The following is a 16,528-nucleotide window of genomic DNA, read 5'->3' as shown; positions in this document are numbered from 1 at the left end:
CCTTTGTTTCAGCGGCTTTTCGGTGATCTATCCGGGCGACCGATTCATCGACCGAGATACGACTCGATCACGGTCTCGTCTTTCTTCACTTCGTCCAGTGTGCCGTGCGCAAGTACGCGTCCTTCGGCCATCACCGTGACCTTGCCCTTTTCGCCCGACAGCGCCGCCACGAACTCCATGTCATGCTCGACCACCATCATCGAGCAGGTGCCGCGCAGATGATTGAGCAACTCGGCGAGCTGCATGGTTTCGTCATCGGTCATGCCGGCGGCGGGTTCGTCGAGCAGCAGCAGCGCGGGTTGCTGCATCAGCAGCATGCCGATTTCGAGCCGCTGTTTCTGTCCATGCGATAGCTCGCCCGCGAGCCGCCGCGCTTCGCTCTCCAGGCCGATCAGCACCAGCGTCTCTTCGATACGCGCTTGCGCGTCGCGATCCAGTCGCGCGCGCAGCGACGCCCACCAGCCCTTATCGGTTTTCATCGCCAGTTCGAGGTTTTCCCACACGGGATGCTGCTCGAACACGGTCGGCTTCTGGAACTTGCGACCAATCCCGGCGCGCGCGATGGACGGCTCGTTCATCCGCGTCAGATCGATCGACTGGCCGAGAAACACTTTGCCAGAGTCCGGCGAGGTCTTGCCGGTGATGACATCCATCATCGTCGTCTTGCCCGCGCCATTCGGGCCGATGATGCAGCGCAGTTCGCCGGCATCGATGTTCAGCGTCAGCGCGTTCAACGCACGAAAGCCATCGAAACTCACGGTCACGTCTTCGAGATACAGGATCGTGCCGTGCGAGACGTCGATCTCGCCCGGCACCACCGCGCGCCCCATGTTCGCGACGCCGCTCAACGAATATTCGGAAGGTGCTTCGGGTAAGTCGAGATCGGGGACCATCGGGTTCTGGTTCATGAGCGGCGGTCCTTCTGGCGCGTGATGAGTTCGATCAGTCCCATGATGCCGTTGGGCAGCAGCAGCGGAACCAGTACGAAAATCAGACCAAGGAAGAACAGCCAGTATTCAGGGAAATTCGCCGTAAAGAAGCTCTTCGCGCCGTTCACCGCGAACGCGCCGATGATCGGCCCGATCAGCGTGCCGCGTCCGCCGACGGCGACCCAGATCGCCATTTCGATCGAGTTGCCCGGCGACATTTCACCCGGGTTGATGATGCCGACCTGCGGCACGTACAACGCACCGGCAATGCCGCACAACACAGCCGACACGGTCCACACGAACAGCTTGTACGCGAGCGGGCTATAACCGAGGAACATCAGGCGCGTTTCGCCGTCGCGCACGGCGGTCGTCACGCGGCCGAGCTTCGACGTGACGATGGCGCGCGCGCCGAGAAACGCGAGGATCAGCACGGCGAACGTGATCAGCAGCAGGGCGGTGCGCGTGCCCGGATGCGTGATCGGAAAGCCGCCAATCCGCTTGAAGTCGGTGAAGCCGTTATTGCCGCCAAACCCGGTTTCGTTGCGATAGAACAGCAGCATCGCGGCGAAGGTCATGGCCTGCGTGATGATCGACAGATACACGCCCTTCACGCGCGAACGGAACGTGAAGAAGCCGAACACCCACGCGACCACTGCCGGCACCAGCACGACCAGCAGCAACGCGTAGCCGAGGTGCTGCGTGCCTTGCCAGTACCACGGCAACTGATGCCAGTCGAGGAACACCATGAAGTCCGGCAGATCGCTGCCGTACTTGCCGTCGTGGCCGATCGAGCGCATCAGGTACATGCCGATCGCGTAGCCGCCCAGCGCGAAGAACAATGCATGGCCGAGGCTCAGGATGCCGCAGTAGCCCCACACGAGATCGAGCGCCAGCGCCGCGATCGCGTAGCACATGAACTTGCCGGTGATCGTCGTCGCATACGCGGACAGATGGAACGCGCTCGTTTCCGGCAGGACCAGCGTCGCGAACGGCACGCCCAGACCGAACACGATGATCAGCGCGATCAGCGCCAGCCACGCGCGCCGCGACAGCAATGCGGGACGCGGTGGCAAGCCGAGCGCGAAGCCGGCTCCCGCATCGCGTGCGTTAGTGCCCGCGTTGCCCGCTGCGCCGACGTGAGTCGATGAAGTTGCAGATGTCATCTCATGCCTCCGCGCTACGGCCCTTGAGGGCGAACATGCCCTGCGGACGCTTCTGGATGAACAGCACGATCAGCACCAGTACCGCGATTTTCGCGAGGACGGCGCCCCAGAACGGCTCGATTGCCTTGCTGACCAGTCCAAGACCGAAGCCGCCGATGACCGTGCCGGCGAGTTGACCGACACCGCCGAGCACCACCGCCATGAACGAATCGATGATGTAGCTCTGGCCGAGATCCGGTCCGACGTTACCGATCTGCGACAGCGCGCAGCCGCCCAGTCCGGCAATGCCCGCGCCGAACGCGAATGCATACGAATCGACTCGTGCGGTTTTCACGCCGACGCAAGCCGCCATCCGACGGTTCTGCGTGACAGCGCGCACGAACAGACCGAGCCGCGTCTTCGTCAGCACGGCCCACGCAATGCCGACCACGATCATAGAGAACGCCAGAATCGCGAGCCGGTTATACGGCAGGATCAGATTCGGCAGCACGGTGACGCCGCCGCTCATCCACGACGGGTTGATCACCTGCACGTTCTGCGCGCCGAACAGCATCCGCGTGGCCTGAATCAGGATCAGGCTGACGCCGAAGGTGGTCAGCAGCGTTTCGAGCGGACGGCCATACAGATGCTTCAACACGAGGCGTTCGAGCACGATGCCGACCAGCCCCGCCGCCGCGAACGACGCCGGCACCGCGAGCAGCGGATACCAGTCGAACGCGCCGGGCGCGAAGCGTTGAAACAGGTTCTGCACGACGTACGTGGCGTATGCGCCGATCATCAGGAATTCGCCGTGCGCCATGTTGATCACGCCGATCAGCCCGTAGGTGATCGCAAGGCCCAGCGCGGCGAGCAGCAGCACGCTGCCGAGCGACAAGCCCGCGAACAGCGTGCCCGCAATCTGGCTGCGTCGCTGGATCGCATCGAGTTGGTCGATGCCGCTTTGCGCGGCGGCGCGCACGCTGTCGTCCGGTTCATTGAAGCTGCCGTCCGGTTTCTTCGCGACCAGCGGACGCAACAGTTCGTTCATGTCCAGGTCGTGCCGCGCGGCCACCAGCTGCACGGCTTCGAGACGCTTCGCCGGATCGGCGTCATGCAGCGCGGTCATCGCCCACAGCGTATCGAGACGCTTCTTCAGCGCCGGATCGGTTTCCTTCGCGCGGGCCGCGTCGACCAGCGGTTTGATCGACGGATCGGGGTTTTGCAACAGCGACGTGATCGCGGCGGCGCGCGTCGCGGCGTCCGGCGAGTCGAGTTGCAGGCCCGACAATGCGCCCGATACTTTCGAGCGCAACAGGTTGTTCAGGGTGACCGGCTGTGCGTCGCCGGCCGGGACGGTCTTGCCGGTGATCGCATCTTTCGTGGTGTCGCCATCCTGCAGCAGCACAGCGCCGGAATCGGTTGCGAGCGCGCTGTCTTCGGACAACGCCTTGAGCACCGCCAGCGATTCCTTGTCGTGATTGGCGATCAGTTTGTCGATGGCTGCCGATTTCGCGTCGAAGTCATCGGCGGCGAGCGGCGCGAGATCGGCGGGCGTCAGTGCAAACGCGGCGAGCGGCGCGCCGGCAAGCAGCACGAGTGCCACGCAGCCGAGACTGCGGCGGGTGAACCGATAAGCGGTTCGCCGTGCGGAGGTGAGGATTGAAAACGCCATGGTGGCCTTTGAAGATGAACCGGCTAGGGCGCGGCTTCGGGCTCACATCGAGTTCACGTGATGCATCGTGTGATGCTTCACCTGAGGCTGATGTGACGCTCAAGCCGCTGCCGCGCCGAGGGTTACTGATTGCGCCAAGCTGCGCCAAACCCCAATTCACGATATGCCCGACGGCGCGCGCAGCGCGTTCGTCGTGAGTTCGTGTCGGCTCGCCGTACCGCCAGGCAAGCGGCGAACTACGCCGCCAACCGGGCCATTGCAGCGAGCCGCCACGCGCCGTCGCAACGCGCCGTCGCAAACGCGCCCTCGCGTCAGGCGACGCGCGAACGCGAGCGCTTCAGAAACGCCGGGATCGAGCTCACCACATCCGGCTTGGTCGAATTGCCGGCGATGAACGGGCTCCACGGCTGCGCACGAATTGCCGTCTTGGTCCGCCATACAACGTTGAACTGACCATCGGCACGCACTTCGCCGATCATCACCGGCTTGTGCAGATGGTGATTGCCGTCCATCGTCAGCACGAAGCCCGACGGCGCGTTGAAGGTCTGGCCGATCATCGCGACGCGGACCTTGTCCACGTCGGCGCTCTTTGCCTTTTCAACGGCCTGCTTCCACATATGGATGCCGACGAAGGTCGCTTCCATCGGGTCGTTGGTCACGCGCTTGTCGCCGCCCGGCAGGTTGTTGTCCTTCACCCACTTCGCGAACATCGCCTTGAATTTGGTGTTCTCCGGATCGCGCACCGACATGAAGTAGTTCCATGCCGCGAGGTTGCCGACCAGCGGCTTTGTATCGATACCGCGCAGCTCTTCTTCGCCGACCGAGAACGCGACGACCGGCACGTCCGACGCCTTCAGCCCCTGGTTGCCCAGTTCCTTGTAGAACGGCACGTTCGAGTCGCCGTTCACCGTCGAGATCACCGCGGTCTTGCCGCCTTGCGAGAAGGTCTTGATGTTGGCGACGATGGTCTGATAGTCGCTATGGCCGAACGGCGTGTAGACCTCCTGGATGTCTGCGTCCTGGACGCCTTTCGACTTCAGGAACGCGCGCAGAATCTTGTTGGTCGTGCGGGGGTACACATAGTCGGTGCCCAACAGGAAGTAGCGCTTGGCGCCGCCGCCTTCCGCGCTCATCAGATATTCGGTCGCCGGAATCGCCTGTTGATTCGGCGCTGCGCCCGTGTAGAACACGTTGCGCGACATTTCTTCGCCTTCATACTGCACCGGATAGAACAGCAGGCCGTTCAGTTCCTCGAATACCGGCAGCACCGACTTGCGCGACACCGAGGTCCAGCAGCCGAACACCACAGCGCACTTTTCCTGCGTGATCAGCTGACGTGCCTTTTCGGCGAACAGCGGCCAGTTCGACGCCGGGTCCACCACCACCGGTTGAATCTGACGGCCCATCACGCCGCCATTCTTGTTGATGTCCGAGATGGTCATCAACGCGGTGTCCTTGAGCGACGTTTCGGAAATAGCCATCGTGCCCGACAGCGAATGCAGAATCCCAACCTTGATCGGACCGCTGTCCTGCGCATTCGCAAACGGCACTTGACCCGCCAGCGCGAGGGCGCCTGACATCGAACCGAACTTCAACAGACTGCGACGTTTCATGTGTTTCCCCTTGCCATTTGATGGTGACTGTTTATGGGCGTCGATTTCGGTCAGCAGGGCTTATCCCGCATGACTTGCCGCCTATGTACTGCAAGTGACATGCCATGCAGTAATTTCGACCCGCACTGCGCGTAATGCGTGCTGCGGCGGGGCTGTCTGGTCGGCAAGTTATGCGTGATGCGGCGCGATGCTGGTGCACGGCTGGACGCTGCGCCTCGTTCAGGTGCGCGTCGCGCCGTGACGAAGCGCGGTCTTCCGCCAGCGTGCTGCGCCGGTGCATGGCCGCGTCCCTGTTGTGCATGACGCGGACGCTGGGTGGACTGAGAGACCCGTCATGCGAGGAGCGACGAGATGCACGAGGTCTGGCGTTGCAACGGGCGTTCATGTCGCGACGATGATGGAGCGGATGGATTCCCGTGCATGACTGCGCGACACGTATAGACCGTCGCTGTGTCGATCACGTGATGCGCGGACAGCTGAGCGTCCTCATTGAATGCGCGGCAAAAAGGCCGACGCTTTGCAGCGCCGGCCTTTTGTTTCTATCGGTCGATCCGGATTATTTGAACGCGACGAACGGGCCCGCCCGGGTGCCCGCATTAGCACCGCTCAACACGGTGTACACATCGCGGCCGTAGAAGAACGGCAGACCCCAGATGAAGCCGCTGTAATAGGGCGCGGCGAGACTGTCATAGGCACCGTACTGATTCGCTTGCAAGTTGAAGCCATGACTGACAAGGAACGGAACCGTCGCCGGGGATCCGGTTCTGTTCGATGCTTGCAAAACGGACGACAGACTGAGCGTGGTAGATGGAGTGTACAAACCGTTGATTGACGGAATCGTCGAGTCGGGGAAGTAGTACACGTTCGTTCCGCTGTCGACATAGCTAAGCAGTGCGTTGCCGTTGTAGTCGGTCGTAAAGCTGCTGTTCGAATCCAGCGGCAGCACAGCGGCGTCCGACGGCAATGCATTGTTTTGCCGCGTGCCGACGCCGAATACGAGTTCGCCCGTTGCCCGCAGCTGGCCGCCGGCCGGCAGGGCGGGCAGACGGATGATCGTGCCGTTATTGTCCGATGTGAAGTTGGCGACCGGATTCATGACCTGCGTGTCGAGCGGAACGCGTGTTCCCGTACATGACGTCGCCGAGGTGCAGTAGTAATAGGCGGCTGGCAGGGGTGTCAGCGCCACTGCCGGGAAATCGCGGGGCATCGCTCTGATGCCGACTACGCCGTTCGAACCGAGGTCGGCCACGGTGCCGAGCCTGCTACCACCGCGGGCCAGGCAATCCGCCGGTATTGAGTATTTGTCGTCGGCGATGATCTGGATCGGCATGTTGCCCGCGGTCTTGCCACCCATCGTCACGTCGGCACGCTTGATGGACCCCCACGTATAGCCGGAACCGAACAGCGCGCATTCGGCGATCGGCGCGTTGCCTGTCGGATCGTCGGTGGCGCCGGTTTGGGCCGGTAGCCGGTTGGCCAGCGCGGAACTCAATGCGCTGCTGTGCACGCGCACGCCGACCGAACCTGTGTCGAGCTGCATGTGATCGACCGTTGCGCACTGCGTGCCGTCCTGGCCACCAGGGACGCAGATTGTGACGGTCACGTACGGCATGTTGGGGTAGTTGCCGGTCCAGCGTTCGATGGTGATGGGGGTGGTGTTGGATGTGGGGGTTGGGGTGGGGGTGGGGGTGGGTGTTGGGGTGGGGGTTGGGGTGGGGGTGGGGGTCGGCGTTGGTGTTGGTGTTGGTGTTGGTGTTGGCGTTGGTGTTGGTGTTGGTGTTGGAGTCGGCGTAGGTGGAATGTGCGGCGTGGGTGTCGGCGAGGGCGCCGCGCCCGAGCCCGAACCCGAGCCCGAACCCGAGCCCGAACCCGAGCCCGAACCCGAGCCCGAGCCCGAGCCCGAGCCCGAACCCGAACCCGAACCCGAACCCGAACCCGAACCCGAACCCGAACCCGAACCCGAACCCGCACCGCCCGAGTTCGAACCCGCACCCGAACCGCCCGAGTTCGAACCCGAATCCACACCGGCGTCAACCTTGCCATCGTCCTGATTGACGGCGTTACCGCTCCCGTCATCGCTGCCGCCGCCACACGCCGACAGTGCGACGCTGGCGGTCAGGAGCGCGCAATAGAGCGTCTTGTTGAAAGTCTTCATGATCTTTGTATTGGATGTGTTCACGCGCCGCTTCATTGAAGTTCGTTGATCTGGACGTGGGCGGGAACGAGGCGCGGCAGGTATGCCTTGCCGAAGAAATTACCTGCATGGCCAGCCGACTCGATATGGAAGTCGCCGTCGTGCTGGACTAGCGCACCCGTGCCGCGCAGGCGTCCCTGGTTTGCGTCGGCGAAATCAGGAAAGTAGCTGCCAAGCAGCGCGCTCATGTCCGGGCGTACCGGACCTTGCCAACTGACGGCAAACACGACGTTGTCACGCGACACGTATTCGCGGATCGTCACACCATCGCTGTCGATGGCCTCCCGCACGCTATAGGACGCCGACGCCGACGTCGCCTGCTTAAACGGTGCAGCCGACTGAAGCAACGACCGCGTTGCGGCGACTGCGCGCGTATTCGCGCCAGGCGCGCTGCCCAGCGTTGCGTAGGCGGCAAGCGGGCACACGGCCACCACCGCCAGTACGATCTTCGATAACTTCACTTTGTTGCTCCAGAAAACAGATCGGAGCATGGTGCCCGCGGACTCTATTTGAGATGGCGGGAAAATTCTGAACGGAGGGTAGGAAAGAACGTAAAACGGCGCATGTCACTGGCCACGCGCAAGACGGCGGATGCAAGACGCAACGCAGGCGGCGCGATCGACGAACGCCGCCTGTGTCACACACCTCTGGCGTCAGAATGCAACAAACGGTCCGGTCCGTTGACCGATCTTTGCGTTGCCAATCACCGTATAGACATCGCGGCCGTAGAAGAACGGCAGGCCCCATAGGAACATATTATTGTTTTGCCCCGCGAAGCTCGCGCCGATCGTGTCAAACGCAGCGTAGCCGGTTCCGGTCAGAACTATCGCGTTCTCGATGGAAAAGGGCATGGCAAGCGGCGCGCCGGTGCCATTCGTGGACTCCATGGTTGCATACAGATCCAGCTTGCTTGCCGGTGTGTACCATCCATTGGGCACGACCGTGTCGATCGTATCGTCCCGGAACGCGTAGCCGTTTGTACCGCTGTCGATCGCACTGCGGTTCATCACGCGCCCTTGATACTGCGTCGTGAACATGCCGTATTTATCGAGCGCAAGCACAGTGGCACTGGCGGGCAACATGTTGTTCTGCTGGGTAGAGACGCCGAACACCAGTTGACCGTCCACGCTTTCCCGGCCGCCCGGCGGCAACGCAGGCAGACGGATGACGGTACCGTTGTTGTCGCTTGCGAACAGGGCGACCGGATTAGTCACTTCCTTGCTCTCCTCCATGCGGGTGCTGATGCAGTTATTTCGCGACAGACAATAGTAGTAGAGGCCGGGCACCGCGGTGGTTAGCGCGTCCAGCGAGTCGCCGGTGCCATGGCCGATGCCGACAATCCCGTTCGCGCCCAACACATTGATGTTGCCCAGATCGGAACCGCCATACGCCACGCAGTCGGCCGGCGTCGCGTACGCGTTATCCGAAATCAGCTGGACTGGCAGATTGCTCGCCATCTTGTCGCCCATCAAAAAGTCCGCGCGCTTGATGGAGCCCCACGTGTAGCCCGACGCGAACGGCATGCACTGGGCGATCGGCGCGGTGCCAAGCTTGTCGTCGATCGCACCGGCCTGCGTCAGCAGCAAAGGCGCGAGCGACGGTATGGCCCACGCTCCGATGCGCACACCCGTTGAGCCGGTGTCGACCAGCATGTTGTCGACGGTTACGCATTGGGCCGGGTTGCGCTTGCCTGGCATGCACACCTTGATCGACACAAACAGCGTGTTGATGTTGCCCATCGAGCGATCGACGCGCACCGGCACCACATTGCCGCCCGTTGCCGGAGCCGCAGGTGACGTGGCCGGGTTGTTCGCACCGATGCTCCAGTCGGGTTTGGCTTCCCAGCCGATATCGCTGCTGCTCGCGTTGCCGCCGCCACAAGCCGCGAGCGTCGTAACAGTGAGGATCGCGACAAGCGCGCGGATTTTCTTCGATGTATTCATGGTCTGTGTTCGTTGGCTGAGCGCGCGTATGCCGCTGCGCCCGTGCTATTGCAGGTCGCCTGGGCGCACGCTTGCGGGCATTTCACGGGGTAGCCACGCCATGCCGGAAAAACGGCCCAGCCGACCGGTCGATTCGATCCGGAATGAGTCGTCGCCGTCGACGAGCGGCCCGGTGCCGCGCGCGTGGCTTTGCGCGACATTCACGTAGTTGGGGAAGTAGCGGCCGAGGAGGGCCGTCATGTCCGGACGGATCGGGCCGTCCCACGTCACTGCGAACACCACGTTGCTGGGCAGCACGAATTCGCGGATCGTGACGCCGTTGGCGTCGAGCGACTGGTGCATCGAATAGCGCGCAGCCGCTTGCCTGCCGGGCGCGACCGGCGGCTCAGACGGTGGAGCGGCGAGCCGGCTGACCGGAGCGGCGACGTCGACGTTGGGCGCGCCACCCAGGCTTGCATGCGATATCAGCGGTAACAGGGCTGCGGCCAATATTGCGATCTTCGAACATCTCATCACACGGCTCCCAAAAGTGTCGGAGCATGGTGCCTGTCCGACGCTCGGAAAACGGTGCGAAATTTCGGATGCTGATGCGCGAAGCAGCTTAATCAGACGCGGGCATCAATTGGGAGGAGAGTACGACGAGGAACGCGGCGATCGGCTAGCGCAACGGCGATCGAAACAGGGAATCTACAAGCCTCGCGCTGTGGCGAATGCCCATCCGCCCGCATTGCACGGGCGCAAATAACGAAGCCTGGTTGGTTTGATCGCCGTACGGCCCGCTTCAGCAACGAAGCGGCAGGCCGATCCATTCGTCAGGCGATCAGAACGCTGCGAAGCGGCGGTAGTAAAGGCCGCCGCCCGCTGTCGGCAACTCAATAAGTCGGAACCGCCGGATCGACCTGACGCGACCACGCATCAATTCCGCCTTGCAGATTGAAGACGTTGGTGTGGCCGCGCGACTCCAGAAACATCGCGACCTGTGCGCTGCGCGCACCGTGATGGCACACGCAAACAATCTGTGCGTCGTCGTCGAGTTCTTCGCTGCGCGCGGGAATTTCGCGCATGGGAATCGACACGGCGCCGGCGATCGACGCCGTCTGGATTTCCCAGGGTTCGCGCACGTCGAGCAACACGGGTGCGGGACGCGAGGTGTCGGCGAGCCATTCGGCGAGCGCCGGAGCGGTCAGATTTTGCATCAGAGGGATTTCCAGTCAGGTGACGGCCGCCTCGCGGCCGTCCAGATCAACAGACCAACAGATCAACGTATGGCTTAAAACTTGAAACGCGGCGGCTGCACCGCGTTGATCAGCGGTTCGACATAAGTTTCGAACACGTCGGCGATACGGTACTGCTTCTCGTCGATACGCGTGATGATCTGCGCCTTCATGACCGGCGCGGTGCCGACGAACGCCGCGAGGCGACCGCCGATCTTCAGGTGTTCGAGGATTTCCTGCGGCAGTACCGGCAGACCGCCCGACACGCAGATCACGTCGTACGGCGCGGCGGCGGCCCAGCCGCGCGATGCGTCGCCGGTGGCGACTTCGGCGTTCAGCACGCCATTGGCGATCAGGTTGTTGCGCGCCAGTTCCGCCAATTCCGGTTCGATGTCGACCGTCAGCACATGCTGCGAGCGGTGTGCGAGCAGCGCGGCCATGTAGCCCGAGCCCGCGCCGATTTCGAGCACGCTTTCGTGTTTCTTCACCGCCAGTTCCTGCAGCACGCGGGCTTCGACGCGCGGTGCCAGCATGTGCTGGCCGGCCGGCAGCGGCACTTCGAAGTCGACGAAGGCCAGGTCGCGGTAGACGCTGGGGACGAAATTCTCACGCTTGACGATCGAGAGCAGATTCAGCACGTCCTGGTCGAGCACTTCCCAGGGGCGGATCTGCTGTTCGATCATGTTGAAACGCGCTTGCTCGATGTTCATGATGGATTCGGCGGTTTGGTTTGCGGGTGGGCGGTTGGGCCACTGAAGGGCCACTGATTTTTTGCCACTGGTGGACGGCCGTTTTGCGCAGACGTTTTTGCGCCGACCTCGCAGGCCGGCCGGCAGTCTCGCCACACGACGGCTGCGGATACAAGCCGCGCCAGGGTAACTGCGGGATTGTACCAAATTGCGGTCCCGATCCGCGCTCTCACGGGCAATGAGACGCGCGGTCCGCTCCCGGTGTGGCGCGGTATTTCGGCGCTTCATCGTTCTTCTTCTGCGTTCTTGCGGTCTTTTTTCGGTGCTCGTCTCGCGTGGTGTGTCGCGTTTTTGCCGCGCTCTGCGATGGATGCGACGTCCGCCCCGAGGTTGCCACCTTGCCGGTCGGCCCCCGTGTTTGTCCCTAGCGTTCCGTCCTTGCGATTCCCGCCCTTATCGCTCAAGAATGTAATCGATTACATTGCCGAGGCGAATCCACTTGTCCAGAACGTCGTCAAAGGCGGTCCCCGCAGCGGTGTCCGGGGCCTCTGTCCTGCCGGAAGTCCAGCCGCCGCTGCAGGCCGCTGGCGGGCTGTCGATTGCCGGCGTGGCGGAGCAGGCGGGGGTGTCCGTCGCGACGGTGTCGCGCGTGCTCAACGGCCACGAAAACGTCCGGCCCGCGACGCGCGACAAGGTGCTCGCCGCGATCGACGCCAGCGGCTATCGCGTCAACGAACTCGCGCGCAATCTGCGCACTGCCGAAAGCCGCCTGCTGCTGACCATGGTTCCCGATGTCGGCAATCCGTTCTATGCGGAGATCGTGCGTGGTATCGACAGCGTCGCGCGCCAGCACGGCTACTTCATGCTGCTTTGCGACACCGGCGCGGACCCGGGCCGCGAACGCAGCTACTTCGACCTGCTGCGCCGCCGCCGCGCGGACGGCGCGATCTGCCTCGACCCAGCCACGATCCAGCAGGCACTCGGCGAAGCCTCGCACGCGCTGCCGTGGGTCGCGTGCTGCGAATTCGATCCGTCCGTACGGGTGCCCTATGTGGGCATCGACAACTATCGGGCGGCGGGCGACGCGGTGCGCCATCTGCTCGCGCGCGGCCATCAGCGCATCGGCCTGATCAACTCCGATGTCGATTACCTGTACGCACGCCAGCGTCAGCAAGGCTATCTGGATGCGCTCACCGGCGCGGGCATCACGCCCGACCCGGCGTGGCGGATGAACCTGAACAGTCTCGACTACGAAGCGGGCGCCTCGGCGGCGGTGACGCTGACCCAGCACGCGCACGCGCCGAGCGCGATCTTCGCGGTGTCCGACACGCTGGCCATCGGCGTGATCCACGGCTTGCGCAGTGTCGGCAAACGCGTGCCGGACGATGTCGCGGTGGTCGGCTTCGACGACATCTCGCTCGCCGCGCAAATCGATCCGCCGCTGACCACCATCGCGCAACCCATGCGCGAACTCGGCGAAACGGCCGCGCGTCTGCTGCTGCAGCGGCTCGCGAATCCGTTGGCGAACGTGCCGGGCGTGTTGCTGCCGCATCGGCTCGTAGTTCGCGGGAGTGCGTGAACCATGAGTCTCGCGATCCGTTTCGATGACATCCGCAAAGACTTCGGCCCGGTGCGCGTGCTGCACGGCGTGAGTTTCGATCTGGCGCCCGGGCGCATTTACGGTCTGCTCGGCGAGAACGGCGCGGGCAAATCGACGTTGATGAAGATCCTCGCCGGCTATGAAACCGCGACCTCGGGCACGTTGCTGGTCGACGGCCACGCGCAGCAGTTCGTCGGTTCGCGTGACGCCGAGGCGCAAGGCATCGTGCTGATCCACCAGGAGTTCAACCTCGCCGAGCATCTGACGATCGCGCAGAACATGTACCTCGGCCACGAGAAGCGGCGCGGCTGGTTCGTCGACGACGCGTCGATGCGCGCCGACGCCGCGCGCTATCTCGCGCAGGTGGGCCTCGATAAAGCGCCCGACACGAAGGTGCGCGAACTGATCGTCGCGGAAAAGCAGATGGTGGAGATCGCCAAGGCGCTGTCACGCCGCGCGCGTCTGTTGATCATGGACGAGCCGACCGCCACGCTCACACCTTCGGAAACCGAGCGGCTCTTCACGTTGATGGCGAAGCTCAAGGCCGATGGCGTGACCATCGTCTACATCTCGCACAAACTCGATGAAGTGGAGCGCATCACCGACGAGGTGATCGTGATGCGCGACGGCCGCTTCGTCGCGCGCAGCGAAACGGCGGGTCTGGCGCGTCAGCAGATGGCGAACCTGATGGTCGGCCGCGAGCTGTCCGACATGTTCCCCGACAAACTCACGGTCCCCGCCGACGCGCCGCTCGCGTTGAAAGTAACGGGGCTTGCCGTGCCCGATTGGGTCGACGACCTCAGCTTCGAGGTGCGCGCGGGCGAAGTGCTCGGTTTCGCGGGTCTGGTCGGGGCAGGGCGCACCGAAGCGTTCGAAGCGATCATCGGCTTGCGCAAACGCACGCAAGGCCAGATTGAAATAGCCGGCCAACCCGCCGATCTGAAAAGCCCGCGCGACGCAATGCGCCACGGCCTCACGTATCTCAGCGAAGACCGCAAAGGCAAGGGCCTGCACGTGAACCTGAGCCTGCAGGACAACGTCACGCTGATGACGCTCGAACGCTACGCGCATCCGTTGCTCGATATGAAAGCGGGACGTGCAGCATTGACCAAAGCGGTCGGAGAATTCGGCATCCGCACCGGCGATCTGTCGAGCCGCGCGCGCATGCTGTCGGGCGGCAATCAGCAGAAGCTCGCGCTCGCCAAATTCCTGCAACCCGACCCGAACGTGATCGTGCTCGACGAGCCGACCCGCGGCGTCGATGTCGGCGCGAAACGCGACATCTATTTCCTGATTCATCGTCTCGCCGCGCAAGGCCGCGCGGTGATCGTCATTTCATCCGAACTGATCGAGCTGATCGGCTTGTGTCATCGCGTCGCCGTGATGCGCGCGGGACGTTTGCAAGCCACCCTGACGCTCGATCATCTGACCGAAGAGGAGTTGATCGCCCATGCGACCGGCACCCACTGAAGCCGTGCAATCCGGCCGCGCGCTGCGCTTCGCGCATCGTTTGTATGCGTTGGGGCCGCTCGTCGGGTTGATCCTGTTGTGCGTGATCGGCACCTTGCTGAACCACGATTTCGCCACCGTCGACAACATGATGAACGTGCTGACGCGCACGTCGTTCATCGGCATCATCGCCGTGGGGATGACCTTCGTGATCATCTCGGGCGGCATCGATCTGTCGGTCGGCTCGATGGCCGCGTTGATCGCGGGCAGCATGATCTGGCTGATGAACGGGCTGGCAGCGGGCGCCGCCGGACACGCGCTCGCACCGCTGGTGATTCTGGCGATCGGCATCGTCGCCGCGCTCGTGCTGGGCGGATTGTTCGGCTGCGCGCACGGCTTGCTGATCACCAAAGGACGCATCGAGCCGTTCATCGTCACGCTGGGGACGCTGGGCATCTTTCGCGCGGTGCTGACGTGGCTCGCGGACGGCGGCGCGTTGACGCTCGACAACTCGTTATCCGATCTGTACGGGCCGGTGTATTACGCGAGTCTGTTCGGTGTGCCGGTGCCGATCTGGGTGTTCCTGATCGTCGCGGCAGGTGGTGCGCTGATCCTGAATCGCACGGCGTTCGGCCGCCACGTGCAGGCGATCGGTTCGAACGAACAGGTCGCGCGTTACGCGGCGATTCGCGTCGATACGGTAAAGATCGTCACCTACGTGCTGCTCGGTATCTGTGTGGGCGTCGCCACCGTGCTCTATGTGCCGCGGCTCGGCTCGGCCACGCCGACCACGGGCCTGCTTTGGGAACTCGAAGCGATCGCGTCGGTAGTGGTTGGCGGCACCGCGCTCAAGGGCGGCGAGGGCCGCGTGATCGGCACGGTGATCGGCGCGATTCTGCTGTCGGTGATCGCCAATATTCTGAATCTCACCAGCATCATCAGCGTGTATCTGAACGCGGCGGTGCAGGGCGTGGTGATTATCTTCGTCGCGTTCGTGCAGCGCGGACGGCGATAGTTTCAAGTTGCAACACGGCGGCAGCAGCACAGGCAGTTCCGAAAATCGGGGCGCACGAACGCCTCACAATTGGAGACACACCATGAAGCACGTCATTCGAGCGGTCGGCGCCGGCATGCTGGCGTTGGGGATACTGGGGACGGCAGGCGTCGCGCGTGCCGATGACAAGGTCACGCTGGGCGTGGCGATACCAACTGCCGATCACGGCTTCACGGGCGGCATCGTGTGGTGGGCGAACAAGGCGAAGACCGATCTGGAGAAAGAACATCCGGACCTGAAAGTGATCGTGAAAACGGCCGCCGGTGCGCCCGAACAGGCGAACCAGTTGCAGGATCTGGTGACGGTCAACAAGATCAACGCGCTGGTGATTTTCCCGTTCGAATCGGCTTCGCTCACGCAGCCGGTTGCGCAGGTGAAGAAGAAGGGCGTGTATGTGACGGTAGTCGATCGCGGCCTGACTGACACCAGCGCACAGGACGCCTACGTGGCCGGCGACAACACCGCGTTCGGCAAGATTCCCGCCGAGTACCTCGCGAAAGAACTGGGCGGCAAGGGCAACATCGTCGCGCTGCGCGGCATTCCGACGACGCTGGATAACGAGCGCTGGACGGCCTTCACCGGTGTGATCAAGAACTACCCGGAGATGAAGATTCTCGACGCGAAGTACGCGAACTGGAATCGCGACGACGCGTTCAAGACGATGCAGGACTATCTGACGCGCTTCAAACACATCGACGCCGTCTGGGCCGCGGATGACGACATGGCCGTCGGTGTGATCAAGGCGATCGATCAGGCCAAGCGCACCGACATCAAGATCGTGTTTGGCGGCGCGGGATCGAAAGGAATGGTGAAGGACGTGATGGATGGTGCGCCGATGATCAAGGCCGACGTATCGTACTCGCCGAAATTCATCTACGACGCGATCAAGCTGACCGCCGAAGCGCGTCTGAAGGGCGAAAAACTGCCTGCCACGACGATCATCCCGTCGGTGCTGATCACGAAGGAAAACGCGCAGCAGTTCTATTTCCCGGACTCGCCGTTCTGATGTTCCGACCATGAGTATCCGGG

14 protein-coding genes are annotated in these 16,528 nt (G+C 63.2%); 4 read left to right on the top strand and 10 right to left on the bottom strand.

Going from position 1 to position 16,528, the window contains the following annotated elements:
• Positions 1 to 44 precede the first annotated feature (44 nt).
• The 10 genes from urtD to LMG28727_RS07580 all read right to left on the bottom strand — a co-directional run bounded on the left by urtD (position 45) and on the right by LMG28727_RS07580 (position 11,417).
• Complete coding sequence (urtD, locus tag LMG28727_RS07625) at positions 45 to 908, bottom strand: urea ABC transporter ATP-binding protein UrtD (RefSeq protein WP_201641698.1); 864 nt, start codon at positions 906 to 908, stop codon at positions 45 to 47.
• The gene (gene urtC, locus LMG28727_RS07620; protein ID WP_201641697.1) at positions 905 to 2,092 is read right to left on the bottom strand and encodes an urea ABC transporter permease subunit UrtC; all 1,188 of its coding nucleotides are present in this window, start codon (positions 2,090 to 2,092) and stop codon (positions 905 to 907) included. The genes urtD and urtC overlap by 4 nt, the downstream gene beginning before the upstream one ends.
• A gap of 1 nt (position 2,093) precedes the next feature.
• Complete coding sequence (gene urtB / locus LMG28727_RS07615) at positions 2,094 to 3,743, bottom strand: urea ABC transporter permease subunit UrtB (RefSeq protein ID WP_201641696.1); 1,650 nt, start codon at positions 3,741 to 3,743, stop codon at positions 2,094 to 2,096.
• Between the two features lie 311 nt (positions 3,744 to 4,054).
• On the bottom strand, positions 4,055 to 5,356 hold the full coding sequence (gene urtA, locus LMG28727_RS07610) for an urea ABC transporter substrate-binding protein (protein ID WP_201641695.1): 1,302 nt from the start codon (positions 5,354 to 5,356) through the stop codon (positions 4,055 to 4,057).
• 556 nt (positions 5,357 to 5,912) lie between these two features.
• A complete protein-coding gene (locus LMG28727_RS07605; protein ID WP_236591648.1) occupies positions 5,913 to 7,535 on the bottom strand; it encodes a DUF3443 family protein in 1,623 nt (540 codons plus the stop codon).
• Between the two features lie 8 nt (positions 7,536 to 7,543).
• Positions 7,544 to 8,011 (bottom strand): DUF2844 domain-containing protein, encoded by a 468-nt coding sequence (locus tag LMG28727_RS07600; protein WP_201641693.1) that lies wholly within the window; start codon positions 8,009 to 8,011, stop codon positions 7,544 to 7,546.
• Positions 8,012 to 8,203: 192 nt separating this feature from the next.
• Positions 8,204 to 9,493 carry a DUF3443 domain-containing protein gene (locus LMG28727_RS07595; protein ID WP_201641692.1) on the bottom strand — a complete coding sequence of 430 codons (1,290 nt, stop codon included), beginning with the start codon at positions 9,491 to 9,493 and terminating at the stop codon, positions 8,204 to 8,206.
• A 45-nt stretch (positions 9,494 to 9,538) separates the two neighbouring features.
• Positions 9,539 to 10,006, bottom strand: a complete 468-nt coding sequence (locus LMG28727_RS07590) for a DUF2844 domain-containing protein (RefSeq protein ID WP_201641691.1) — start codon at positions 10,004 to 10,006, stop codon at positions 9,539 to 9,541.
• A gap of 359 nt (positions 10,007 to 10,365) precedes the next feature.
• Positions 10,366 to 10,689: a rhodanese-like domain-containing protein gene (locus LMG28727_RS07585; protein ID WP_201641690.1), complete on the bottom strand. Its 324-nt coding sequence runs from the start codon at positions 10,687 to 10,689 to the stop codon at positions 10,366 to 10,368.
• A 74-nt stretch (positions 10,690 to 10,763) separates the two neighbouring features.
• Entirely contained in the window at positions 10,764 to 11,417 is a 654-nt protein-coding gene (locus LMG28727_RS07580; protein ID WP_201641689.1) for a protein-L-isoaspartate O-methyltransferase family protein, read from the bottom strand.
• Between the two features lie 478 nt (positions 11,418 to 11,895).
• On the opposite strand from LMG28727_RS07580, the gene LMG28727_RS07575 reads away from it, so the two are divergent.
• The 4 genes from LMG28727_RS07575 (at position 11,896) to LMG28727_RS07560 (ending at position 16,505) form a co-directional block, all read left to right on the top strand.
• Positions 11,896 to 12,975, top strand: a complete 1,080-nt coding sequence (locus LMG28727_RS07575) for a LacI family DNA-binding transcriptional regulator (protein WP_201641688.1) — start codon at positions 11,896 to 11,898, stop codon at positions 12,973 to 12,975.
• 3 nt (positions 12,976 to 12,978) lie between these two features.
• Positions 12,979 to 14,466: a sugar ABC transporter ATP-binding protein gene (locus LMG28727_RS07570; RefSeq protein WP_201641687.1), complete on the top strand. Its 1,488-nt coding sequence runs from the start codon at positions 12,979 to 12,981 to the stop codon at positions 14,464 to 14,466.
• The gene (locus LMG28727_RS07565; protein ID WP_201641686.1) at positions 14,447 to 15,460 is read left to right on the top strand and encodes an ABC transporter permease; all 1,014 of its coding nucleotides are present in this window, start codon (positions 14,447 to 14,449) and stop codon (positions 15,458 to 15,460) included. Before LMG28727_RS07570 ends, LMG28727_RS07565 begins: the two co-directional genes overlap by 20 nt.
• Before the next feature lie 82 nt (positions 15,461 to 15,542).
• The gene (locus LMG28727_RS07560) at positions 15,543 to 16,505 is read left to right on the top strand and encodes a substrate-binding domain-containing protein (protein WP_201641685.1); all 963 of its coding nucleotides are present in this window, start codon (positions 15,543 to 15,545) and stop codon (positions 16,503 to 16,505) included.
• Positions 16,506 to 16,528: the final 23 nt, after the last annotated feature.

The sequence above is a fragment of the Paraburkholderia metrosideri genome, from assembly GCF_904848625.1.
Taxonomy (GTDB): Bacteria; Pseudomonadota; Gammaproteobacteria; order Burkholderiales; family Burkholderiaceae; genus Paraburkholderia; species Paraburkholderia metrosideri.
This window is presented reverse-complemented; position numbering and strand designations above follow the sequence as displayed.

Excerpts from the sequence above, each read along its gene's own strand:
- urtA (WP_201641695.1), bottom strand. The coding sequence starts at position 5,356 with ATGAAACGTCGCAGTCTGTTGAAGTTCGGTTCGATGTCAGGCGCCCTC.
- LMG28727_RS07565 (WP_201641686.1), top strand. The coding sequence starts at position 14,447 with ATGCGACCGGCACCCACTGAAGCCGTGCAATCCGGCCGCGCGCTGCGC.
- urtC (WP_201641697.1), bottom strand. The coding sequence starts at position 2,092 with ATGACATCTGCAACTTCATCGACTCACGTCGGCGCAGCGGGCAACGCG.
- LMG28727_RS07585 (WP_201641690.1), bottom strand. The coding sequence starts at position 10,689 with ATGCAAAATCTGACCGCTCCGGCGCTCGCCGAATGGCTCGCCGACACC.
- LMG28727_RS07580 (WP_201641689.1), bottom strand. The coding sequence starts at position 11,417 with ATGAACATCGAGCAAGCGCGTTTCAACATGATCGAACAGCAGATCCGC.
- LMG28727_RS07595 (WP_201641692.1), bottom strand. The coding sequence starts at position 9,493 with ATGAATACATCGAAGAAAATCCGCGCGCTTGTCGCGATCCTCACTGTT.
- LMG28727_RS07560 (WP_201641685.1), top strand. The coding sequence starts at position 15,543 with ATGAAGCACGTCATTCGAGCGGTCGGCGCCGGCATGCTGGCGTTGGGG.
- urtD (WP_201641698.1), bottom strand. The coding sequence starts at position 908 with ATGAACCAGAACCCGATGGTCCCCGATCTCGACTTACCCGAAGCACCT.
- LMG28727_RS07570 (WP_201641687.1), top strand. The coding sequence starts at position 12,979 with ATGAGTCTCGCGATCCGTTTCGATGACATCCGCAAAGACTTCGGCCCG.
- urtB (WP_201641696.1), bottom strand. The coding sequence starts at position 3,743 with ATGGCGTTTTCAATCCTCACCTCCGCACGGCGAACCGCTTATCGGTTC.
- LMG28727_RS07590 (WP_201641691.1), bottom strand. The coding sequence starts at position 10,006 with ATGAGATGTTCGAAGATCGCAATATTGGCCGCAGCCCTGTTACCGCTG.